This is a genomic window from Bacillus pretiosus, assembly GCF_052947655.1.
Genome location: NZ_CM129593.1, coordinates 1,058,966 through 1,083,227 on the forward strand (window position 1 = coordinate 1,058,966; position 24,262 = coordinate 1,083,227).

The 24,262-nt window shown below is 35.7% G+C and carries 15 protein-coding genes, 2 pseudogenes and 1 riboswitch; of the genes and pseudogenes, 14 read left to right on the forward strand and 3 right to left on the reverse strand.

All coding sequences use genetic code 11. The features are described 5' to 3' along the window. From ACU8YW_RS05545 to ACU8YW_RS05555, 3 genes and pseudogenes are all read left to right on the forward strand, one after another. Positions 1-654: a DUF975 family protein gene (locus ACU8YW_RS05545; protein ID WP_262801132.1), complete on the forward strand. Its 654-nt coding sequence runs from the start codon at positions 1-3 to the stop codon at positions 652-654. Between the two features lie 182 nt (positions 655-836). Further along, a pseudogene (locus ACU8YW_RS05550) lies at positions 837-1,278 on the forward strand (hypothetical protein). Next, positions 1,275-1,536 (forward strand): annotated as a pseudogene (locus tag ACU8YW_RS05555) (CPCC family cysteine-rich protein). Before ACU8YW_RS05550 ends, ACU8YW_RS05555 begins: the two co-directional pseudogenes overlap by 4 nt. A gap of 66 nt (positions 1,537-1,602) precedes the next feature. On the opposite strand, the gene ACU8YW_RS05560 reads toward ACU8YW_RS05555, so the two are convergent. Then, positions 1,603-1,986: a hypothetical protein gene (locus ACU8YW_RS05560; RefSeq protein WP_426933933.1), complete on the reverse strand. Its 384-nt coding sequence runs from the start codon at positions 1,984-1,986 to the stop codon at positions 1,603-1,605. A 332-nt stretch (positions 1,987-2,318) separates the two neighbouring features. Here ACU8YW_RS05560 and ACU8YW_RS05565 point away from each other — a divergent pair, with 332 nt between their 5' ends. The 6 genes from ACU8YW_RS05565 to ACU8YW_RS05590 all read left to right on the forward strand — a co-directional run bounded on the left by ACU8YW_RS05565 (position 2,319) and on the right by ACU8YW_RS05590 (position 13,558). Next, positions 2,319-2,855 carry a TetR/AcrR family transcriptional regulator gene (locus ACU8YW_RS05565; protein ID WP_060489215.1) on the forward strand — a complete coding sequence of 179 codons (537 nt, stop codon included), beginning with the start codon at positions 2,319-2,321 and terminating at the stop codon, positions 2,853-2,855. A gap of 172 nt (positions 2,856-3,027) precedes the next feature. Beyond that, positions 3,028-3,120, forward strand: a riboswitch (cyclic di-GMP riboswitch). 59 nt (positions 3,121-3,179) lie between these two features. Then, on the forward strand, positions 3,180-9,194 hold the full coding sequence (locus ACU8YW_RS05570; protein ID WP_446894041.1) for a SpaA isopeptide-forming pilin-related protein: 6,015 nt from the start codon (positions 3,180-3,182) through the stop codon (positions 9,192-9,194). 763 nt (positions 9,195-9,957) lie between these two features. Next, the gene (locus ACU8YW_RS05575) at positions 9,958-10,902 is read left to right on the forward strand and encodes a hypothetical protein (RefSeq protein ID WP_097908339.1); all 945 of its coding nucleotides are present in this window, start codon (positions 9,958-9,960) and stop codon (positions 10,900-10,902) included. A gap of 251 nt (positions 10,903-11,153) precedes the next feature. Then, on the forward strand, positions 11,154-11,450 hold the full coding sequence (locus ACU8YW_RS05580; RefSeq protein WP_097908338.1) for a protoporphyrinogen oxidase: 297 nt from the start codon (positions 11,154-11,156) through the stop codon (positions 11,448-11,450). A gap of 220 nt (positions 11,451-11,670) precedes the next feature. Then, positions 11,671-12,147 (forward strand): PH domain-containing protein, encoded by a 477-nt coding sequence (locus ACU8YW_RS05585; protein ID WP_097908337.1) that lies wholly within the window; start codon positions 11,671-11,673, stop codon positions 12,145-12,147. After that, entirely contained in the window at positions 12,140-13,558 is a 1,419-nt protein-coding gene (locus ACU8YW_RS05590) for a PH domain-containing protein (protein ID WP_446894042.1), read from the forward strand. Before ACU8YW_RS05585 ends, ACU8YW_RS05590 begins: the two co-directional genes overlap by 8 nt. Before the next feature lie 189 nt (positions 13,559-13,747). Here ACU8YW_RS05590 and hmoB read toward each other — a convergent pair whose 3' ends face one another. Continuing rightward, the gene (gene hmoB, locus ACU8YW_RS05595; RefSeq protein WP_098649081.1) at positions 13,748-14,251 is read right to left on the reverse strand and encodes a heme-degrading monooxygenase HmoB; all 504 of its coding nucleotides are present in this window, start codon (positions 14,249-14,251) and stop codon (positions 13,748-13,750) included. Positions 14,252-14,378: 127 nt separating this feature from the next. Between hmoB and ACU8YW_RS05600 the strand changes: the two genes are divergently transcribed. The 4 genes from ACU8YW_RS05600 (at position 14,379) to hemY (ending at position 20,123) form a co-directional block, all read left to right on the forward strand. Then, positions 14,379-16,496 (forward strand): transglycosylase domain-containing protein, encoded by a 2,118-nt coding sequence (locus tag ACU8YW_RS05600; protein WP_098649080.1) that lies wholly within the window; start codon positions 14,379-14,381, stop codon positions 16,494-16,496. Positions 16,497-16,685: 189 nt separating this feature from the next. Beyond that, the gene (gene hemE / locus ACU8YW_RS05605) at positions 16,686-17,732 is read left to right on the forward strand and encodes a uroporphyrinogen decarboxylase (RefSeq protein WP_098649079.1); all 1,047 of its coding nucleotides are present in this window, start codon (positions 16,686-16,688) and stop codon (positions 17,730-17,732) included. A 14-nt stretch (positions 17,733-17,746) separates the two neighbouring features. Further along, entirely contained in the window at positions 17,747-18,682 is a 936-nt protein-coding gene (gene hemH, locus ACU8YW_RS05610) for a ferrochelatase (RefSeq protein WP_048545324.1), read from the forward strand. 19 nt (positions 18,683-18,701) lie between these two features. After that, positions 18,702-20,123, forward strand: a complete 1,422-nt coding sequence (gene hemY, locus ACU8YW_RS05615) for a protoporphyrinogen oxidase (protein WP_097890502.1) — start codon at positions 18,702-18,704, stop codon at positions 20,121-20,123. 43 nt (positions 20,124-20,166) lie between these two features. Here hemY and ACU8YW_RS05620 read toward each other — a convergent pair whose 3' ends face one another. After that, positions 20,167-21,519 (reverse strand): DUF4026 domain-containing protein, encoded by a 1,353-nt coding sequence (locus ACU8YW_RS05620; RefSeq protein ID WP_426933930.1) that lies wholly within the window; start codon positions 21,517-21,519, stop codon positions 20,167-20,169. Positions 21,520-21,760: 241 nt separating this feature from the next. Between ACU8YW_RS05620 and ACU8YW_RS05625 the strand changes: the two genes are divergently transcribed. Then, on the forward strand, positions 21,761-24,127 hold the full coding sequence (locus tag ACU8YW_RS05625) for a DUF6359 domain-containing protein (protein ID WP_088062380.1): 2,367 nt from the start codon (positions 21,761-21,763) through the stop codon (positions 24,125-24,127). The last annotated feature ends 135 nt before the right edge of the window (positions 24,128-24,262 follow it).

The following is a 24,262-nucleotide window of genomic DNA, read 5'->3' on the forward strand; positions in this document are numbered from 1 at the left end:
ATGATAAGTCAGTTAAAAAGAGAAGCACTTGATGCATTAAAAGGAAAATGGGGATTAGCGGTAGGGGCAACCTTATTAGTCGGAATCCTTATTGGAGCTGTTGAAATGCTAACCACAGGTATTTTCTCGATATTTTGGGGTTGGGAAGAAGCAAATGAGTCGCTTACAGTAACTATTATTGCAATGTTTATTATCGGGCCGTTAACAGTAGGTGCTTCTTATTTTGTTTTAAATGTAATTCGCGGGACTAATGCTCGTATTGGTCATATATTTAGATGGTTTAACGATGGAAGTAAGTTTATGAAATCGTTTTCAACATATTTACTAATGAATGTGTACTTGGTTCTATGGACATTACTTCTTATTATTCCAGGTATTATTAAATCATTTTCTTATTCTATGACATATTTTATTTTGAATGATCATCCAGAATATACAGCGAATCAAGCGATTACTGAAAGCCGTCGTATGATGAATGGACATAAAATGGATTACTTTTTACTATGCTTAAGTTTCTTAGGTTGGTTCATTTTAAGTATTCTTACTTTAGGAATCGGTTTCTTATGGTTAGTACCTTATTTCTACACGACATCAGCTGCATTTTATGAAGAGATTTCAAAAGAATATTATAAAAAAGAAGACACTACTTTCTAATAACCACCTATCCCCTAAAGAATATAGGGCACAGATAGTTTAGATGTTCTGTTTATGGGGAGCACTTCAGGATAAGGTATAGGTTTTTATATAAAAATTCTGCCCTCTATGTTTTAGGATAGAGGGCTATTTTTTCATGTGAAAATAATGAATAATATATGTGAAACAAAAAAGCGAGGTGAATGAGAGTGAGCAAGTTTTTAATTCCGTATTCATTTTCTATATTAAGTTTCTTTATTTCAGTAACGGCACTTGATTTATATGATAGGATAGGAAAAAATGATGAGATGACTTCGCCAAACATAATTGGAAAGATAATTCAATCTACTGCGCAAATGGGAGTCCTTACATTATATTTCGGAGTACCTATCATTTTAGGTGGCTGTCTACTTGGGGAATTATTGTTTAGAGGTATCATTTTACGATTTAAACTAAGCTATATTATATCTTTATTATTATATTTACTTTTAGCTTGTAGTATTGTTTCAGTAACAGTTGGGATTCCAACTACATATGAAGATTCTAATATTTTTTTCATGGGAATAACTATGATTTGCGCTGTTACATTCTTTGTGGGCCGGAATATATCGGAAAAAACAAGTTAATAATGGAGTGACAGAATGAAATACACTTGTCCGTGCTGCGGGTATAGAACAATAGAAGAACCACCAGGTAACATATGAAATTTGTAATATATGTTATTGGGAAGATGATGAGGTTCAGTTTAACGGTCCTGACTTTGAAGGCGGGGCGGATGAAGTTTCGTTAAGACAAGCACAGAAAAATTTCATTACATTGGGTGCTTGCGAGGAATGTTTTGTGCAATCAGTTAGAAAGCCAAATAGTGAAGATGTGAAGGACGCTAGTTGGAAGCAAATTTAGTAAGTAAAATGTTATTACTCAATTTATCAGGAGTAATAACATTTTTTTTATGCAATGATGAAAGAATTAACGCCGTCTTATAAGATAAAATAGTAAAGATGATACAGTAATAGGAAGGCCAGTATCCAGAAAAGCTTTTAAATAAAAGGATAGAAAATCTCTGTCATTAAACCACATAAAGAATAAATGATTGTAGGAAATACCTAACAGTATAAATAAAGGAATACCGATCTTTAATTCGTGACTTCCTTTTATTTTTCTATAACAAAATTCACCTAATAAACAACCGATAAGAACAGGAATGCTTCCAAGAATTAAAAACATAATAATAGATACCCAAATCGGTCCCCATGAATCCGCATAATTTGGAACTAGTGTATACTGTAAAACGTTCACAATGATAGAAAAAACCAGTAAGCATATTAAATAACTAATAGAAAATTTTTTCAATGGAATCATCCTTATAAAAGTTCACTTTATTTTTATGAACATATAAACCTCTTTGAATTATAGATTAAATATATAAGGATAATCAATTTGTATGCATTTCATGTTTATGGATATATTTTCAACGAATATAAATGTATAGATGTATAGTCAATTGTGAGTATTTGATGTTATCATATTGAATGATATGGAAATTTTTAATAGAAGAAGCAACGAACAATTCAAAGGTAATGAAGCCTTTGTGGTATAAAGAAAATATTTATTATTACTCAGCGATATTAAAAATAAGATACGTATTTATATAAATTTAGTAGAAATGGGGGTTTTAAAAAGGAATGAGTATAAGTATAACAAGGCAAAAAATTTTAGCGGCCGCTTCTCAAATTGTGCAATGTAAAGGGGTTGCTAAGTTAACCTTAGAAGCGGTAGCAAAAGAGGCGGGGATAAGTAAAGGTGGATTGTTGTATCACTTTTCAACTAAAGAAGCTTTAATAGAGGGCATGATACTCAAAGGGACGGAGGAGTATCAAGACGCTATTCACAATAAAGTAGCGGAGGACTTAGAGAAGAAAGGAAGGTGGGTACGTTCTTTTGTAGAGGAAAGATTAAGTAATGAGGGAAGAGTAGAAGAGCTGGGTAGTAGTATGATGGCAGCATTAATGCTAAAGCCTGAATTACTTGAACCGTTAAAACAATCATTTCAGCAACTGCAAAATAAAATAGAAAATGATGAGATAGATTCAGTTTGTGCCACAATTATTAGATTAGCGGCAGATGGATTATGGTATTCGGAATATTTAGGGGTTGGAAGACTAAGCCCCGAATTAAGAGAAAAAGTGATTCAAGCTCTTATTTTTAATTCATATAAATAGAATATACGAACTATATAATGTAAAACAATTCACCATTGCTTATTTAATGCACTGGTGAATTGTTTTTTTTTATTAGAAAAATAGAACAATTTCATAGAGTATTGAATTATAACCGTCCAGACGGTATAGTAATATTTGGTTTAAGAGGAAAATGAAACAAAAAAAGAATAAAAAATATTTTTAGCACACTATTCGAAAGGATAGGCCGCAAAGCTTAGAGTCTACGGTAATACATATTGGTTACTAAGATCGTCTGGTTGCACATTTTTGATGCAACCGGACGGTCTTTTTTTGTTATATAAATATAAAAAATAGGAGGGAATTATGCAAATGAAAAGTACTAAGAGGCATATTTCGATGGTTTCATTAGTTTTTCTAGTATTATTTTCAGTGCTAAATGTGTGGGCTCCAGTTATTCAAGCCGCTGTGATAAAAAATCCAGTGGACGAGATTAATATCTCCCGTACTGATGGTACAACGTCTGAACCATATCAAGCCTCAGATGGCATGAAAGTAGAAGTGAAGTGGTCAGCTAAAGAAAAAATAAAAAGTGGAGATCAATTCACAATTGATATGCCAAAAGAATTTAGAAAAGATCTTATGAATATGAGTTTTCCTTTAAAAGATGCTGAAGGAAAAACAGTTGGTACATGTGAGATGAAAAAAGGTCTATTGACATGTACTATGGGTGATTACGTAGAAGGAAAGAATAACGTTAAAGGTTCTTTATTCGTAGAATTCTACTTTGGGCTAGAAGCATATGATGGTGTCAAAGAAATTCCATTAGAATTTAACGTTGATGGTCAAATCGTAAATAAAGAAGTAAGTGTAAATAATACGACAGAGAGACCGAAGCCACATCCCAATACAGATAATCTATTGAAATGGGGTTCTTATAATCAAGAAGATCCATCAATTGCTGATTGGCTTGTATATGTAAATGCAACTGGAACAGAAATGCAAGATCTTAAATTAACAGACACATTAGGACCTGGGCATGAATTAATTACAGATAGCTTAGTATTAGAAGAGGCTGTATTTGAAGATGGCTATGCACCAACAAATATTAAGCCAGCAGATTTATCTAAAATTAAAATCAATGCAACGAAAACTGGATTTACAATTGAATTTCCAGACAGTTCAAAAGGTTATATTTTAAGATATAAAACAAAGATTACCAATCCCGCTGCAAAGCCTCATAAAAATACAGTGAAATTAGAAGGCAAAAATATTAAAACTGAAGAAAAAGTAGGAGAAGTATTCGTAAGTGGTGGGGGAGGAACTGGTTCAGGCGACGATCATCCACCTAGTATTGAAAAGAATATAGTTGATGAGAGTGGTAAGCTTGTAGAGAATCAGCAGTTAGCGCAAATGGATCAACCTATTCAATATCAAGTTGGTACACATATACCAAACGATCCTCCTAAATACACATCTATGGTAATTAGTGATGATTTAGAAGATGTATTAGAAGTATTAGAGGCAAAAGTGTATGATCAAAATGGCCAAGATATTACTTCTAAAGGAACACTAAAGATAGATAAACAAAAAAGTGAAGTAACATTTACGTTCGGTGAGAGTTTTGACTATAAGTCATATGAAGACCAGATAATTAACCTTAGTATTAAGGCGAAAATTAAAGCTAATGCAGACTTATCTTCTTACGTAGATAAGAAGATTCCTAATAAGGCAGAATTACATTTTGATGATAAAACATTAACATCGAAAGAAGTAAATGTTACACCGCCTGAAGCTCTAAAAGAAGGTACAGTATCGATTCATAAAATAGATGCTGAGAATCCGAACAAAGGGTTAAAAGGTGCCGAATTTGAAGTTCGAAATAGTGCAAATGAAGTTGTTGCAAAACTGATAACGGACGAAAACGGCTTTTCAGTACCTCAAACTTTAGCTCCTGGGACGTATAAAGTTTATGAAAAAGTAGCACCTGAGGGATATCAAAAATTAACAAGTCCGGTAGAGGTTACACTTCAAGCTGGAGAAACAAAAGCAATTGAAATTAAAAATACTTTGCAAAAGGGTCAAATTGAATTAAAGAAAATTGATTCAGAAAATGGTGAAAAACCATTAGCAAATGCAGAGTTTGATATAGTAAAAGACGGTGTAGTAGTTGAGCATATTATTACAGATAAAGATGGTAAGGCAATTTCTAAACCGTTAGCGCCAGGAAAATATATTTTAAAAGAAACGAAAGCGCCTGAAGGATACCAATTAAAAGAAACAGAATTCGAAGTAAATGTAACAGGGGACGGTATATTCCCGATAACAGTAGAAAATGCAATGACAGACAAAGGTAATGTAGAAATTACAAAGGTGGACAAAGAAAACGGTTCAGTATTAGCGGGTGTCGAATTTGAAGTCCAAGATGAGAAAGGTGAAGTAGTAAGAAAAGTAACGACGGATAAAGAAGGAAAGGCAAACGTTTCAGATCTTTCAGTAGGAAAGTACAAATTAGTAGAGACGAAAAGCTTACCAGGTTACAAGAAACTAACAGAGCCAGTATCGTTTGAAATTACAAAAGGTATGACGAAAGTCCTATCATTAAAAGTAGAGAATGAACAGTTAGAAAACGGTTCAGTAGAAATTACAAAAGTGGATAAAGATAGCCAGAAAGCATTAAAAGGCGTAGTTTTCGAAGTACGAGATGAAAAAGATAAAGTAGTCAAAGAGGTAACAACAGATAAAGAAGGAAAAGCAAACGTTTCAGATTTATCAGTAGGAAAGTACAAATTAGTAGAGACGAAAAGCTTACCAGGTTATAAGAAACTAACAGAGCCAGTGTCATTTGAAATTACAAAAGGTATGACGAAAGTCCTATTATTAAAAGTAGAGAATGAACAGTTAGATAAAGGTTCAGTAGAAATCACAAAAGTAGATAAAGACAGCCAGAAAGCATTAAAAGGCGTAGTCTTCGAAGTACGAGATGAAAAAGATAAAGTAGTAAAAGAAGTAACAACAGATAAAGATGGAAAAGCAAAAATTGCAGACCTATCAGTAGGAAAGTACAAACTAGTAGAAGTAGAAAGTTTACCAGGCTATAAGAAACTAACAGAGCCAGTATCATTTGAAATCAAAAAAGGCATGATCGAGGTACTATCATTAAAAATAGAAAATGAAATGGTAGATACGGGGAATGTAGAGATAACAAAGATAGATAAAGATAATAAGGCACCGTTAGCGGGAGTAACGTTCGTTGTCCAAGATGAGAAAGGTAACGAAGTTAAAAAAGTAACGACAGATAAAGAAGGAAAAGCAAATGTTTCAGATTTATCAGTAGGAAAGTATGAATTAGTAGAGGTAGAAAGTTTACCAGGTTATAAAAAGCTAGAAAAACCAGTATCATTTGAAATCAAAAAAGGCATGACCGAAGTTCTATCATTAAAAGTAGAAAATGAAATGGTGGATACAGGGAATGTAGAGATAACAAAAATAGATAAAGATAGTAAAGCACCATTAGAAAATGTTGTATTTGAAGTACGTGATTTAAAAGGTAAAGTAGTTGCAAAAGTAACAACGGATAAAGAAGGAAAAGCAAACGTTTCAGATTTATCTATTGGGAAGTATGAGTTGGTGGAGGTAGAAACACCAGCAGGATACAAACCACTTGAAAAACCAATTTTATTCGAAATTGAAAAGGGTAGAGTAACAGCGTTAAAGCTAACAGTCGAAAATGAATTAGTGGATACAGGAAATGTAGAAATTACAAAAGTAGACAAAGAAAATAAAGATGCTTTAGCTGATGCAGTATTTGATATTCAAGATGAAGCAGGACAAGTAGTCGCTAAAATAACGACAGATAAAAAAGGACAAGCAAAAGTTACTAATTTATCAGTTGGAACATATAAGTTAGTAGAAGTGAAAGCACCAAAAGGATATAAGCAATTAGTAGATCCGATTACTTTCCAAATTGAAAAAGGCATGACAAAATCTCTTGCTTTAACAGTCGAAAATGAAATGTTAGACAAGGGTAATGTAGAAGTTACAAAAGTGGATAAAGACAGTCAGAAGACATTGACAGGTGTAGTCTTTGAAATCCAAGATGAAGCAGGCAAAGTAGTAACGAAAGTAACGACAGATAAAGAAGGAAAAGCGAACGTTTCAGATCTATCAGTAGGAAAATACAAATTAGTAGAGACGGAAAGCTTACCAGGTTACAAAAAGCTAAGCGAACCAGTATCATTTGAGATTACAAAAGGTATGACAGAAGTCTTATCACTAAAAGTAGAGAATGAACAGTTAGATAAAGGTTCAGTAGAAATTACAAAAGTAGATAAAGACAGTCAGAAAGCATTAGAAGGCGTAGTCTTTGAAGTGCAAGATGAAAAAGGGAAAGTAGTAACAAAAGTAACGACAGACAAAGAAGGAAAAGCAAACATTTCAGATCTATCTGTAGGAAGTTACAAATTAGTAGAGGTAGAAAGTTTACCAGGTTATAAAAAGCTAGAAAAACCAGTATCATTTGAAATCAAAAAGGGTATGACAGAAGTTTTATCCCTGAAAGTAGAAAACGAACAAGTAGATAAAGGTTCAGTAGAGATCACAAAAGTGGACAAAGACAGTCAGAAGACATTGGCAGGTGTAGTCTTTGAAATCCAAGATGAAGCAGGGAAAGTAGTAACGAAAGTAACGACAGATAAAGAAGGAAAAGCGAACGTTTCAGATCTATCAGTAGGAAAATACAAATTAGTAGAGACGGAAAGCTTACCAGGTTACAAAAAGCTAAGCGAATCAGTATCATTTGAGATTACAAAAGGTATGACAGAAGTCTTATCACTAAAAGTAGAGAATGAACAGTTAGATAAAGGTTCAGTAGAAATTACAAAAGTAGATAAAGACAGTCAGAAAGCATTAGAAGGCGTAGTCTTTGAAGTGCAAGATGAGCAAGGAAAAGTAGTAACGAAAGTGACAACAGATAAAGAAGGAAAAGCAAACATTTCAGATCTATCTGTAGGAAGTTACAAATTAGTAGAGGTAGAAAGTTTACTAGGTTATAAAAAGCTAGAAAAACCAGTATCATTTGAAATTACAAAAGGTATGACGAAAGTCTTATCATTGAAAATAGAGAATGAATGGGTAGACAAAGGTAATGTAGAAGTTACAAAAGTGGATAAAGACAGTGGAACAGTGTTAGCGGGCGTAACTTTCGAAGTGCAAGATGAACAAGGCAAAGTAATAACGAAAGTAACAACAGATAAAGAAGGAAAAGCAAACATTTCAGACCTATCTATAGGGAGTTACAAATTAGTAGAAGTAGAAAATTTACCAGGCTACAAAAAACTAACAGAGCCAGTATCATTCGAAATCAAAAAAGGTATGACAGAAGTTTTATCACTAAAAGTAGAGAATGAACAGTTAGATAAAGGTTCAGTAGAAGTTATAAAAGTAGATAAAGACAGTCAGAAAGCATTAGAAGGCGTAGTCTTTGAAGTGCAAGATGAAAAAGGAAAAGTAGTAACGAAAGTAACAACAGATAAAGAAGGAAAAGCGAAAGTTTCAGATCTAGCAGTAGGAAAATACAAATTAGTAGAAACGGAGAGTTTACCAGGTTACAAAAAACTAACAGAACCAGTATCATTCGAAATCAAAAAAGGTATGACAGAAGTTTTATTACTAAAAGTAGAGAATGAACAGTTAGACAAAGGTTCAGTAGAAATTACAAAAATGGCTGCTGAAAGTAAGAATGTATTATCAGGGGCAGTGTTTGAAGTTCATGACGAAAAAGGAAAAGTAGTAACGAAAGTAACAACAGATAAAGAAGGAAAAGCGAAAGTCTCAGACTTATCTGTAGGTCACTACACACTTGTAGAAGTAGAAGCACCAAAGGGTTATGAAAAATTAACTAATCCAATTCCATTTGAAATTACAAAAGGAATGATAAGTCCAGTTCAATTAGAAGTATTAAACAAATTGACTTCTTTAGCACCACCAGGCCCAGAGAAACCAGAAACGACGGATCCAGAAAAACCAGAAACAACGGATCCAGAAAAACCAGAAACAACGGATCCAGAAAAACCAGAAACAACGGATCCAGAAAAACCAGAAACAACGGATCCAGAAAAACCAGAAATAACGGATCCAGAAAAACCAGAAACGACGGATCCAGAAAAACCAGAAACGACGAATCCAGAAAAACCAGAAACAACGGATCCAGAGAAACCAGAAACGACGAATCCGGAGAAACCAGAAACGACGAATCCAGAGAAGCCTGAAAAAGAATTACCGAAGACAGGACAGAAAATGCCTGTGGAACCATATATGGGAGCACTTCTTATTATGATGAGTTTTGGATTGCTCGTATTAGGTAGAAAACAGCAGAGATAATAAAAATGAAAAGGTATCCTCAAAGTATTGGAGGATACCTTTTTTATTTGGCATAAAAAACATTTAGCAAAAGAACTCGATGCAAATAGAAACAAAAAGGAAGAAAAAGTTCATCCTATTTTCTTAATATGGTTATATCAAAAATAGCTATATATATTTAATGTGAAAATAAAAGGTTAAAGGCCTTCGTAATGTTTGGGTGAAAAAAGAGTTATCTATGTAATTAATTTGAGTACTTTAAGAAAGAGGGCTTTTTCCTAAAGTATTCAAAGGATGATAGTCCAATAGCAGGTGGGAGATGAAACTCGTTTTAGCACTGTATTAACACCTTAAAATGTAGATAGGGGAAAATAATGTAAAGAAACTATTGTATGTTTAAAAATCATATGTTACATTTGTGTTACGAAACAATTACAAAACATAACTTATGTTACGTTTTGTTTTCTGTTTCTTTTCGATATATTACGATTTGAAGTTCATATCCAATCAACCGAGAATATGTAAAGTTAAAAAAATAGCAACCTAAAAATAGTTTTTCTATGTGTATAAGAGTGTGTGTAGTAAAGAGTCTGGTGAGAGCTTTACGCACATTATTAAAATTCCTTTCTGTCTTAAAAGAAGAAAAACAAATACCAACTATTTAGGTGTTTTAAGTAATGATAGTAAATGAAATGTACAGTACATATTTACTTTCAGTCTAATTACTACACAGACTTTTATACATATGCTGTTATTGTTTTAGGAACACATAGGGGGAGAAAGAATGAGGAAGTTATTAACGGTAATTGGAATTACATGTTTAATGTTAGCTGGATGTAGTAATGGGAATTTTGAAAAAGAAATGGATGCAGGGAAGACCGCGTTAACGAATAAAGAATATAAAAATGCCTTATCATCATTTGAAAAAGCGCTAGATGAGAAACAAGACGATTCAGATGTAATGGTGCTTGTAGAACAAACGAAAATAATGATTGAAGCAGTGAAGTTAAAAGAAGAAACAAAGGTAGAAGAATCAATCAAGTCATTTGAAAAAGTAGAGAACATGAAGGATGGGAATAATACGCTTATAAAGCAGGCAAAGGAAGAACGAACAGCATTACTAGCTGTGTTAGAACAAAAAAAGAAGTATAGTGAGCAATTGGCGAAAAGTGAAGAGTTAATAAGTAAGAAAAATTATGCACAAGCGAAAGAGATATTAAATAAGTTAGTTGCAGAAACAAAAGATAATAAGAACCTTGAAGAATATAATAAAAAAGCAGTAGGATTAGTTACTAAAATTAATGAAGAAGAAAAAAGTGCAAAGAGTGAAGTAGCAGCGAAGGCACAAAAAACAAATGTAGTAACGAATCAAAAGGTAGCAACAGAAAAGAACGAAAAAACTGAGACAGAAAAAAATCAAAAGGTAGCAACAGAAAAGAACGGAAAAACTGAGGCAGAAAAAAATCAAAAGGTAGTAACAGAAAAGAACGGAAAAACTGAGACAGGAAAGAATCAAAATGCATTTACTTTTGAGAAAGCTAAAGAATATATCAAAAATGAATATAAAGAAGAATATGATTACACGCTAGAAGATACACAAGTAGAAAATGGAAAGAAATATTATAAAATTAGAGTGCGTACGACATATAAAATAGAAGGCGCAGCTGGATCAGGATTTACTGGCGTATTCAAAGTATTCGAAGATGGTACGATTATTGAAATGCACTAAATCGATGAAAAAGGTATCCTCAAAGTATATGAGGGTACCTTTTTTAGCATAAAAAAAAGCATCTAGCAAAAGTACTAGATGCAAATAAAAACACAAGGGAAGACAAAATTCTTCCCGTTTCCCGTATGTAATTATATCAAAAAATATATAAAAAACTAGCTTTATTTTTTATATAATTGATGTGTAAAGCTATGAAAGTATAAGATTACACTGTTTTCATAGTGTTTTATTGAAAAAAAGGAGCTGCGTATATGATTAATTTTAAACCGGAAAATTTGAACCAACTACTAAAAGTAATGTTAATTAGTGCGAATAAGTCTTATGATGCGATTAAAGATTATGAATTTACGGGAGAAGCAGTAGTATTCCGTGTAGACTTCGAATATATTGACGTTTCTCTAATGATTGTAGATATGTTAGGAAGATCTGCTTCTAAATTTAACATTTTGCCATATGCCCGTCCGAATACGAATGAAATAGATTACATTCAGTATCAAGTGTATTCGATTAATGAAGGGAATTTTAAAGAAGTAATGGATACGATGTAGAAAAACTATAAAGTGAAACTTTAATCAGTGGGAGATTCATCCCCACTGATTATTAGTTGAACCAATCGGACGTTAACGGGCAGTTGATCGCCCACCTAACTTCTTTGCTCCAGCTGAAATTTTTTGGGAGTTTTACTGCCCGTTAACGTGGGGTAATTTTACAAATATGTATATACCAACTAATATATAATTAATAAATTCATATAATTGGAGTGATGAGATGCAGCCGTTAGAAAGGGAGATTCATTCTAATATGCTGAAAGTGTGGCGAATCCACGCTTTAATTGGGGCGGCAGTTATACTAGCAGTCGTAATTGCATATTTCTTTTTTATGATCAATTTTAATTGGTGGGGTTGGTTGTTTGGCTTGTTAGTAACAGGCGCTATTGTATTTATCCCGCTTGATTATTTCGTGTTTCCAAATTTACGTCAACGTTATTATAGTTACAGATTAAATGAAGAAGAGATTGAGATACAAAAGGGAATGTTCGTTGTAAAACGCGTACTTATTCCGATGATGCGTGTGCAGCACGTAACGATTGAACAGGGCCCGATTATGAGAAAATATAATTTAGCAGAATTACATATTTCAACAGCAGCAACTTCTCATAGTATTCCAGGTTTAACGAAAGAAGAAGCAGAGCAGCTGAAAAGACAAATTGGAGAACTTGCGAAAGTGAGTGATGAGGATGTATAAGAGGCAACATCCGATCACAATTTTATTAGGTATTCGAATTGCGGGTTTATTGCCTTTTATTTTACTTGTTTTATTTCGATCAGATGGTCAAGTGAAACCTTGGTATTTCTTTCATCTTGTTCTTTTGGCCATATTATTTATTATGGCCATTTTCTCAGCTATAAAATGGTATTTCAAAGTGTACTGGGTTGAGAATAATATTTTACATATTAAACACGGCGTTTTTGTGAAGAAAGAAAGTTACTTAAATAAAGAACGTGTGCAAAATATTAGTACGTCTTCTAACATCATTTATCAAGTGCTTGGACTGACGAAATTAAATATAGAAGTAGCAGGCGGCGGTAGTGAGCCGGAAGTGATGTTAGCTGGTATTAAAGAAGATGAAGCGAAGGAACTGATTGCTTTATTAAATAAAAAAAGAAGCGCTGCGAGTGAAGAAGTACCCATGGCAGAAGAAAATAAGACGATTTATCAGTTAACGATGAAAGAGATTTTAGCAGCTTCCATTACGTCTGGTAGATTCGGATTAGTGTTTTCAGGATTACTTCTTATTTACACAGAGTTTAATCAATTTCTTCCAGAATGGCTCATAAATAAAGTGGAAGCGTATGTGATGGATAACGGTGTATATGAATTAATCGTTATGGCCGCGATTTTAATGGCGGTTTCGTGGGTCGTTTCGACAGCTGGCTATGCGTTAAAATATGCGAACTTTAAAATAGAGCGAAACGGAAATGAAGTTCGCATCGTGCAAGGGTTATTTGATAAGAAAGAGTTTGTTTTAAAATTACACCGCATTCAAGCGATTACTGTGAAAGAAGGCATTCTTCGTCAGCCGTTCGGTTATTGCTCTGTCGAAGTGGAAGTCATTCAAAGTATAGAAGCAGCTGGAAATGAAGTTATGTTACATCCTTTTATGAAAAAGAAAGATGTCCAGCAGTTACTTACATATTTGCAGTTACCGTATGAAATGGAAGAGGAAATCGTTCATTTACCGAAGGCTGCATTACGTCGTTACGTAATAATGGGCTGGATTACAAGTGCTGTGCTCGCACTGCCGATCATCGGTACGAGTATATATTTCAAACAAAATATTGCGTTGTTCACTTTAATACCACTATTTATCATATTTACGTTACTTGCATACGCTCGGTATAAAAGTGGCGGATATATGATACGAGAGAATCAGTTAGTCATGGTATACCGTGGTCTTGCGAAATATACGGGGATCATGCGAAGAAGGCATGTTCAAGCGGTAGGATACAATCAGTCGCATTTTCAAAAGAAAGACGAGTTATGTACAGCTGCCGTATCAGTAGCGGGACATAGGTATAATGTGAAGCATATGCGAAAAGAAGACGCGCTTCTCATATATAATTGGTATAAAGAAAAAGGAAACACCGGTGCGTAACGGTGTTTCCTTTTTTGTGTCGTGATTTGTCGATAAGTCGATATATTTCAAAAATCGCTGATATAATTTGAGTTGCGCTGATATATCTGAAAAATCGCTGATATATTTCGAGTTGCGCCGATATATTCGAAAAATCGCTGATATAATTTCATGTACCGCAGCCTTGGAGAAACCACAGTACAAAAATCCTTAAACTAACACATCAAAAGTAGTCACAAATGACGGACGAGAGAAGATACTTTTCTGCTGCTCTGCATGTGGATGCGCCTGAGCCTGAGCTTGTCCTTCCGCTTGTGCAGGGCGTTTTTTATGAGCGTTTTCGAATGAACGTGATTCTGTCCAGTCTTTAAAGTTTTGCTCCGTTTCCCACATCGTTAAGATGACATATGTATCGCTACTTAATGGGCGTAGAACACGAATTGCTTGGAAACCGGGTTCGTTTTCAATAAGGCCTGCTCGGTTTTTAAATCGGTTTTCAAATACTGGGCGACCTTCGTCTGTTACAGAAATGTTGTTACAAACGATATAGCCAGGTTGTCCTTTAAATTCTCCAACAGCGTCTAGTACGTCATATTGAAGCGCTGATTCTACTGATTCTTCTGTATTTTCTTTATAAAACATATCTTTTTCATTATTTTTTGCAGTGAAATGTGCTTGTTCTAGAGGTGTTTCGTATGAAATAATAGCCTTCATTTTAATGCCCCCTTAATGGTTTGTTTCTATTATATCAACTCTCTTAAAAAACTTCGAAGATTATATACATAAAGATACTTCTTTTTCAAATAATAAATGTACCATCATTTGGAAAGAAGGCCGATGTATGAAGAAAGTAAAGTGGACTTTATTAGGTGGATTCGCAACGCTAGTATTAGCGCTTGTACTTTATAAACTTATTGTGTTAGCTGGTGGCTATATGATGGATGAAAAGCAGCTCGTTTTCCACTCTTCATCACGTATCGTTGACCAGAAAGGGAAAGAGATTACGAAATTATATGTAGAAAATAGAGATCTCGTACCAGTCGAGCAAATTCCAAAGCATGTCCAGCAGGCGTTTATTGCGGTGGAAGATTCTCGTTTTTATGAGCATCAAGGAATTGATTATCCGTCTATATTCCGTGCTCTTTATAAAGATACATTAGCTGGAGAGAAGGTCGAAGGCGGTAGTACGATTACGCAGCAACTCGCTAAAAACGTTTTTTTAACTCGTGAAAAAACAGTTACGCGTAAATTGAAGGAAGTCGCAATTTCCCTTCAATTAGAGCAAAAATATACGAAGCAACAAATTCTTGAAATGTATATGAATCATATTTATTTTGGGCATGGGGCTTACGGTATTCAAGCAGCAGCAAAGTTGTATTTTAATAAAAATGTAGAAGATTTAACAGTAGAAGAAGGAGCGATGCTTGCAGGTCTTCCGAAGTCACCAAATGGATATTCACCTTATTTCTCTCCAGAGAAGAGTAAGGAGCGCCGTGATCTCGTATTGTCACTTATGCATAAACAAGGCTATTTGACTGCCGAAGATAGCGTACGTTATCAAGGAAAGACCATTGCTCTTTACAAAAACTTAGATGAGAATGAACTCGCATATATGCCGTATATTGATATGGTTATAGATGAAGCAGCTCGTTTATACGGATTGTCTCATCAAGAAGTACTGCGCGGAGGATATACGTTTGTCGTACCGATGGATGAAAAGATTCAAAAGGTAGCGTATAACCAGTTTCAAGATGCAAGGAATTTCCCTGGGAAAGAAGAGGGGGCACAAGGTGCTTTTTTATTAATGGATAATCGTACGGGCGGAATTAAAGCGGCGATTGGCGGAAGAAAGTACGTCCCGAGAGGCTTTAATCGTATTTTCGCAAAAAGACAGCCCGGTTCTGTGCTAAAACCACTTATCGTCTATGCACCAGCACTCGAAACGAAAAAGTATAATCCGTATTCTTTATTGACGAATGAAAGAAATTCATTTGAAGGCTATGAACCTCGAAATTATAACCATTCATATTCGAAAGAAATGACGATGTACGATGCGATTTTAGAGTCAGCAAATGTGCCGGCAGTTTCTTTATTAAATGAGTTAGGGGTAGAAGAAGGAAAGCAATATTTAGAGAAAGGAAATGTTCATATTGCAGACGCAGGGTTAAGTACAGCGCTTGGCGGATTGAAAAATGGTGTTTCACCATTTGATCTTGTAAAAATGTATCGTGCGTTTTTAGCAAATGGCGCTATTATTGAGCCGCACGTTATTGATAAAGTGTTAAATAGACACGGTGCAGTTATTGGAGAATCGCCAAAAGTAGAAACGAAAATATTCTCGAAACAAACGGCGTGGTATATGACGAAAATGTTAGAAGGAGTTGTAAAGGAAGGGACAGCGAAAGCCGGTGTATATAGCGGGGCGTTAGCTGGGAAAACAGGTACAACTTCCTTGCCAAATGACGATAATGTAGCTAGAGATATGTGGTTCGTCGGCTATACACCAAATTTAGTAGGTGCTGTTTGGATTGGTTATGACCGTACGGATAAAGAGCATCAGTTGCAAGGAGAAAGTGCGTCAGCAACGAAATTGTTTAAGAAAATTTTAACGAAGGCAAATGTAGAACAGAAAGAGCAGTTTATGAAACCAGAAGGTGTGGAAACAATCGGTGCTCCGATTCGTTTGCGCAAGATTGAAGATGTGAAAATGAAATTAGCGTTTAGCCCTTTCGGTTTATTTAAAGCAAAATTAAGCTGGACACCACTTCCAGATGAAAGAATTATGTATCGTATTTATAGAGTGGAAAACGGAGTTCATACGCATGTAGGCACTGTAAATGGTGCCGGAGAATATGAGGAAAAGTTCGTTAACATCTTTTCAAAACCGAGTTTTTACGTTGTACCATATAACACACAAACGAAACGTGAAGGAGAAAAGTCAAAAGTAGCTAAACCATAGTTTTTCTCTGTGCTATAATAAGAATGTTGTGAAAATAGTAAGCGGTTTTACGAATGTTTGTGTCAATTTCATGAACAACGTACATAATGTTATGCATTTTGTTTTTACAAGCTGTATAGTAAAAAAAGATAAATATCGGAATAGAACGTATTTAGAGCAAAAGCATTGGCAAGGAAGGGAGCAAGGGTCTTGGTAAGAACTATAAATGAGACATTTTTAAAAGCATGTAGGGGGGAACGTACTGATTATGTACCAGCATGGTATATGCGTCAAGCAGGTCGTTCGCAGCCGGAATATAGAAAGATAAAAGAAAAGTATTCTTTATTTGAAATTACACACAATCCAGAGTTATGTGCTTACGTTACAAAGTTACCAGTTGATCAATATAACGTAGACGCAGCAATTCTGTATAAAGATATTATGTCACCACTACCTGCAATTGGTGTGGATGTAGAAATTAAATCAGGTATTGGCCCAGTTATTGATAATCCAATCCGTTCTTTACAAGACGTAGAAAAGCTAGGGGAAATCAATCCAGAAGATGACGTGCCGTACATATTAGATACGATTCGTTTATTAACGACAGAAATGTTAGACGTACCGTTAATCGGTTTTTCAGGGGCTCCATTTACATTAGCGAGCTATATGATTGAAGGCGGTCCATCTCGTAATTATCATAATACGAAAGCGTTCATGTATGCAGAGCCGAAAGCTTGGTTCGCTTTAATGGATAAGCTAGCAGATATGGTTATTATATATTTAAAAGCGCAAATTAACGCAGGAGCAAAAGCGGTTCAAATTTTCGATTCTTGGGTTGGAACAGTAAATGTAGCAGATTACCGCGTATTTATTAAACCGGCAATGGAGCGTATTTTTGCAGAAGTTCGCCCGATGGGTGTACCGATGATTATGCACGGCGTAGGAGCTGCACACTTAGTAAATGAATGGCACGACTTACCGCTTGATGTAGTAGGCTTAGATTGGCGCTTACCGATCGAAGAGGCGCGCGCACGCGGCGTTCATAAGGCTGTACAAGGAAATATGGACCCTTCATTCTTACTTGCACCATGGTCTGTTATTGAAGAACATGTAAAAGGTATTTTAGATCAAGGGATGAAACAGCCTGGTTATATCTTTAACTTAGGACACGGTGTATTCCCAGAAGTAAATCCAGATACATTAAAACGTTTAACTACATTTATTCATGAATACTCTAAAGGGCAGTTAGCGAAGTAAAGGAGCATTGCTGTATGAAAAAGAAAATTGGTTTGCTTGTAATGGCATACGGAACGCCATATAAAGAAGAAGATATTGAACGTTACTATACACATATTCGTAGAGGAAGAAAGCCAAGTCCTGAAATGCTAGAAGATTTAACAGAGCGTTACCGTGCAATTGGTGGTATTTCTCCTTTAGCTACTATTACATTAGAGCAAGCTAAAAAGTTAGAACAGCGTTTAAATGAAGTACAAGATGAAGTAGAGTACCATATGTATCTTGGCTTAAAACATATCGAACCGTTCATTGAAGATGCAGTGAAAGATATGCATAACGACGGTATACAAGATGCAATCGCACTTGTTCTTGCGCCGCACTATTCTACATTTAGCGTGAAATCGTATGTAGGACGAGCACAAGAAGAAGCAGAGAAACTTGGAAACTTAACAATTCACGGCATTGATAGCTGGTATAAAGAACCGAAATTCATCCAGTACTGGGTTGATGCAGTGAAAGGTATATATAACGGTATGTCAGAAGCAGAGCGTGAAAAAGCAGTATTAATCGTATCTGCACATAGCTTACCAGAAAAAATTATCGCACTTGGCGATCCATATCCAGACCAATTAAATGAAACAGCTGACTATATCGCAAGAGGTGCTGAAGTAGCAAACTATGCAGTAGGTTGGCAAAGTGCAGGAAACACACCAGATCCTTGGATTGGTCCAGATGTACAAGATTTAACGAGAGAATTAAATGAAAAGTACAGTTATACTTCATTCGTATACGCACCAGTTGGATTTGTTGCGGAACATTTAGAAGTTTTATATGACAATGACTTTGAGTGTAAAGTTGTGACAGATGAAATTGGCGCTAAATATTATCGTCCAGAAATGCCAAATGCATCGGACGCATTTATTGATTGCTTAACAGATGTTGTATTAAAGAAAAAAGAATCTGTATTGTAAAAAGAAAGGGGGAGCATGTTTGAGGAAAAAAGTTGTAATCATCGGCGGTGGCATCACAGGATTAACAACAATGTATAACTTGCAAAAAGATATTCATGACAAGAACTTGCCGATCGATACATTACTTATAGAAGCATCGGGTAAACTTGGCGGGAAAATTCAAACCGTTCGAAAAGATGGATTTACAATTGAACGCGGACCGGATTCTTTCTTAGCACGAAAAGAAAGTGCCTCTAGACTGGCGCGAGAATTAGGTCTTGGTGATGAACTTGTAAATAATAAGGCCGGTCAATCATTTATCCTCGTAAACAATCGGTTACATAAAATGCCGAGCGGATCGATGATGGGAATTCCAACGCAAATTACGCCGTTTCTATTTTCCAGGCTGTTCTCCCCAATTGGTAAACTAAGAGCTGGTTTTGATCTGTTAATGCCGAGATCAAAGCCAGTATCTGACCAATCACTCGGGCATTTTTTCAGACATCGCCTCGGCAACGAAGTGGTTGAAAATTTAATAGAACCATTACTATCGGGTATTTATGCAGGGGATATCGATGAAATGAGCTTAATGTCAACATTCCCGCAAATGTATCAAATTGAGCAGAAACATCGCAGTATTTCACTCGGTATGCGTACGCTTGCTCCGAAAAAAGAGAAATCTGAACCGAAAAAGGGAATCTTCCAAACAGTGAAAACAGGTTTAGAATCTATAGTAGAATCTCTCGAAGCGAAGATACATGAAGGTACGATAATAAAGGGAACTCGCATTGAAAAAGTTGCAAAACTTGGTGATGCTTACACGATTACTCTTAGTAACGGAAAAGAAATAGAAGCGGACGCGGTCGTAGTGGCAAGCTCACATAAAGTATTGCCATCTATGTTCGCGCAGTACAAGCAGTTTCGTTTCTTCCGCAACATTCCGTCTACATCAGTTGCAAATGTGGCAATGGCTTTCCCGCAATCAGCCATTCAGCGCGATATTGACGGCACAGGGTTTGTCGTATCTCGAAATAGCGACTACACAATTACAGCATGTACGTGGACACATAAAAAATGGCCACATACAACGCCAGAAGGGAAAACGCTTCTTCGTTGTTACGTCGGTCGTGCTGGTGATGAAGCAGTTGTAGAACAAACAGAAGAGGAACTCGTTCAGCTCGTACTAGAAGACTTACGAAAGACGATGGTTATTACAGAGGATCCTGAGTTTACAGTCGTAAGTCGCTGGAAAGAAGCGATGCCCCAATATACAGTAGGCCATAACGAGCGAATGAAGAAACTCACAACATTTATGGAAAAAGAGTTGCCAGGTATATACTTGGCAGGTAGTTCTTACGCTGGTTCTGGTCTTCCGGACTGTATTGATCAAGGTGAGAAAGCCGCAAAGCGTGTACTATCTCATTTGGAGAAAGTAATGGAGACGGAATTACTCGCACAATAAAATATAAGAAACGCCTTCAATCACATTGAAGGCGTTTTGTTACTTATTCACCAATAAACATATATAAGTTATTTGGCTTTATAACGGAATCTCCCGCATAAATAACCCATTCTGTTAAGTTTTCAAACTCTAACTGATAACTATTTCCCTCACTCATATCTTTTATAAAATATGGTTCATTAATGAGTATTCCTTGAATGAAATCTTCCGTAATGTTTTGCATTTCAAACCACATATGTTCACTTTTTCCTTCTTTGTAGGAAACACCAAACTTAGCGAGGAAACGAAAATCTTCATTTGATTGTTCAATGTGAAAAATATTGCTGAAATACCCGAAAGTATTCTTCGCATTGTAAGCCATACGATCGGTTTCACTATTTGTTTTATAGAACATGAGCCCTGTAGCTTCCTCGTGTTCTTTGAAAAAACTTTCAATATATTCTTCTGAAGTATTAAATTTGAATAAAAGAACGGACGGAGATTGATGGTATTCATCTCGGTCATCCATCCCGCCTAAGAATACGTTTTGTGCATCTATTGGTTGTAGTTTCACTTCTTCATCCTCGATTGAAGACAATTGATCCATACTCGTTTTATGCCCAATATAAGATAATCCCTTTTCCCACGGAACAGCTACTGTATGGATAGAACCTTGCTGACTATGCGCGATCACGATAGGCTCATTCATAGGGACTTGTCCATTCTCAACGGCATTATTAGCAAATGTTTGAAAGAGATCACCAATGCCGTAATAGGACGAAATGCGATTTGGAATAATTAATTCTATTTCTGTTACGCCTGCTCTTAAAAGGCCATGTGTATGAAACCAATATTGCGTAGGCTCACCTTCTTTATCGTCTTCATAAACAGAATGAATAACATACAAGTCAGGAATGTCAGGTAATAATTCATTTTCAACGTGATATTCAATATAGCTTCTAGATATCACTTTCATTGCGGCACTTGAATCGATCACAAATAACAAATCTGGAGCGAGGTGCCATAAAAACTGTAACTGCTGGAAAAAGCAGTCCAATACATCGCCTACAAATAGCGTACGAGTGAAAATTTCAGTTCCATAAGCAGCATCTTCAAAATGACGATCTACGATTGTAGAATCTTGTCTATTGTACATTTTATATTCTTCTGGGTTATTTGCCTCATCAATATGCAGCTCATACGGTATGATTGTTTCATCCATATGTAACTCAACAATAAGGCTTGTCTCATCACTAAAAACAATTTTTAACTCATCAACTTTAGTAGAGATAGTTTCTAGCCGCTGTTTTAACTGCTCAATTGTAATTCTAGTAGGTATAACGGCAATCATATCTGAAAAATGACGTTCTAATGTTCCATTCATAGCTGCGCGGTATGTTTCTGTTTGTACTTCCATCCAATCACTCCTATTCAAATGAATCCATTTTACATGCCAATGAACTTTCGATATTTTCTGTTTTCTCTCTCTAACATTATAGAGCGCATTCGTAGAAGGTGTAAAATTATTATTTTGTATTATAGTTTGAAAGCCTGTAAATTAAATAAATTTTTTGTAAAACTTGTCGAAATATCATTCTATATAACGAATCATTTGATATGATAGAAATGCTGAGAAAATATGAAATAGGGAGAGGAAAATGGCTGTGAAGAAATTGTTAAGTGTCTTTTTATCATTCATACTATTGCTTTCATTTACTGGAACTTTAGTACAAGCAGAAGAAACGACTTCTATGTCAGTAGAAAAAGCAATTCAAGTATTTAAACAGCAAGGGAAAACGAAGGGGATAGTGGAAGGGTATATCGTTGGATATACGCAAAGTCCTTCTAAATACACGAAAGATCCGGCTAAGTTTGATGATACAAACGTAGCAATTGCCGATTCGCCAAATGAAACGAATCCAGACAAAATCATGCCTGTTCAGTTGCCGAAAGGTGATGTGAGAGCGGCAGTAAACGTGAAAGATCATCCTGAAAATATCGGGAAGAAAGTTAGTTTAACAGGGACGCTTGAATTATATTTTAGTAGCCCAGGTTTAAAATCGGTAACGGCTCATAAGTTTCAAGGGGAAGGACAAAACCGTGTTAGCGATGTAGTAGCTTCGCCTGGTAGCGGAGAAGTTGCGAAGGGCACAGCGGTAACATTAACAACGAATACAGAAGGAGCAACAATCTACTATACGTTAGATGGCTCTAACCCTACAAACAAGAGTGTTCGTTATAACGGACAAATTGTAGTGAATGAAAATAGTGTGATTAAAGCAATTGCAGAGAAAGAAGGGCTTACTGCTTCAGCGATTTCAACATTTTCATTTACTATCGTAAACAATGAACAGGTTCGTATTCATGATATTCAAGGAAAATCACATATTTCTCCTTACAACGGGAAGAAAGTCTACAATGTGGAAGGCGTTGTAACAGCGCTTGATAAAAATGGTTTTTATATAGAAGATAATCAGCCGGATAATGATCCAGCTACTTCAGAAGGTATGTATGTGTACAAAAAGGATGCGAATGCAGCAGTAGGAGATCTTATTCAAGTTGATGGAGTAGTAGAAGAATATGTTGGACCTGGATATGCAGAAAGGTTTGACACAGACTTAACTACGACGGAAATTAAAGCGAGCCGTGTTGCTGTCATCGCAAACGATCAACCATTACCAGCACCGATTGTACTTGGAGAAAACGGTGTGAAAATCCCTGATCAAATTATCGATAATGATGCATTCGGTTTATTTGATCCAAATGAAGATGCAATCGATTTTTATGAAAGTATAGAAGGTATGCGCGTTACGATGCCAACGCCAAAAATTATTGCACCTCAGAAAAACGGAAATTTATATGTAACAGTAGAAAATGGCGGAAATAAAGTCGTAACGAAATATGGCACACCTTTATTAGATGAAAATCAATTAAACCCAGAGCGTCTTTCTGTAAAAGTACCTCGCGATTATGTAGCAAAAGTAGGAGATACTTTCACTGGAGATATAACAGGGGTAGTAGGATATGATTACGGTTCGTTCCGCATTGCGCCAATAACGGAATTACCATCTGTAGTGGACGGTGGATTTAAGCAAGTAGGGGCGAATATTCAGCCTCGTCTTGATAAGTTAACAGTTGCTACATATAACATTGAAAACTTTTCGGCGAATAAAAAAGAAACAACAGATGAAAAAGTAAAAGCGTTAGCGTATTCTATTAAATACAATTTAAAAATGCCAGATATTATCGGTGTAGAGGAAATGCAAGATAATAACGGAACGATTAATGACGGTACAACAGATGCTTCGTTAAGCGCAAAACGTATCATTGATGCAGTTCTAGAAATTCGCGGACCGAAGTATGAGTATGTAGAAATTGCTCCGAATAATAATCTAGACGGAGGAGCACCAGGAGCGAATATTCGCGTCGGTTTCTTCTACAACCCATCACGCGTGAAATTAGCAGCAGTACCGAAGTTACTTGATAAAAATGTCGTTCGTATTGGAGACGAAAATTCATTATTTGAAAGTACACGTAAACCGCTTGCAGCAGAATTTACGTTCCAAGGACAAAACGTTGTTGTCGTTGCAAATCACTTAAACTCAAAAATAGGAGATGCAACGCCATTTGGAAAAGTGCAGCCGCTCGTATTAAAGAGTGAAGAAAAACGAATTCAGTTAGCGCAAGAAGTAAATCACTTTGTACAAGGAATTCAGAAAAAGAACACGAATGCACCAGTTGTTGTGTTAGGGGATATGAACGATTTTGAGTTCGCTAAACCACTAAAAGCACTAGAAGGAACAAACTTAAAAAATATGTTAAACACAGTGCCGAAAGAGAACCGCTACACGTACATTCATGAAGGAAATGCACAAGTGTTAGATCATATTTTAGTAACAAACAACATCGCACCACACACAATTGTAGACCCAGTACACTTAAACTCAAACATTATGAAAGAACATGGACGTGTAAGTGACCACGACCCAGTACTTGCTCAAATTGATTTGAAGAAAGCTTCTTAAATTAGGGGAACGCTTAGGTAACTAAGCGTTCTTTTTTGTTTTTGTAGCGTCATAGAATGGTATAAAGAGGTGATTCCTTTTTTTGTAATCTGGCGATAAAATTAATTGAATATTTAGTCTTTATGAGGAGGGCAA